We start from the raw sequence: 649 nt of genomic DNA, 5'->3' as shown, positions 1-649 counted from the left end.
GTCAGGATGCCGAAGAAGTACAGCAGCGAGGCCATGAACGGCTGGTCCTTCACCGCCGCCAGCACGTCGGCCACGCCGAAGCGCTGCACCAGCTCGGGGATGACGACCCGGTCGTCACCGCTCAGCGCCTCGATCAGCAGGTCTTCGCCATGCGGCAGTCGGGCGATGTAGATGAGCTTGTTGCGGTCCATCGCCAGGTTCTCGTCGAGCATGCGCCGCGGATAGCGGCCATGGCGGCGCAGCGCGTCCAGAAAGTACAGACTCAGCGTCGGGTTGTAGACACTCTCGGTGGCGTCCTCGCTGAAGCGGTAGCCGTTGTAGAAGGTGCGCATGGTCTGCAGCGCCGCCGCTGGGTTCCAGGCGGTCGGCTCGGCTGCGGTGCCGTCAGCGCCTTCGGCGGACAGGTGCCCCAGCACTGTGCCGACCTCGGCCTCGGTGAAGCCGCACAGGGCGTTGAGCTCCGGCTCCAGGTAGATGTTCTTGCCAACGTTGTAGCCGCTGGTCATGTCGCTCAGCACCACCGGCGAGACACCGGTGATGAACACCCGATCCAGCCCCAGTCCGCCGGCGCCCGCCTTCACCGCCTTGAACACCGTCTTCAGCAGCCCCTCGCCGTACAGCAGCGCCTCATAGCGGTCCTGGCTACCCG

Annotated in this window: 1 protein-coding gene; it reads right to left on the bottom strand. The window is 66.6% G+C overall.

The window, feature by feature from the left end:
• Nucleotides 1-649, bottom strand: a 649-nt coding sequence (locus F2Q65_RS19320; RefSeq protein ID WP_150095022.1) for a P-loop NTPase family protein, incomplete at both ends; no start/stop codon positions are given.

The sequence above is a fragment of the Thiohalocapsa marina genome, from assembly GCF_008632335.1.
GTDB classification, from domain to species: Bacteria; Pseudomonadota; Gammaproteobacteria; order Chromatiales; family Chromatiaceae; genus Thiohalocapsa; species Thiohalocapsa marina.
This window is presented reverse-complemented; position numbering and strand designations above follow the sequence as displayed.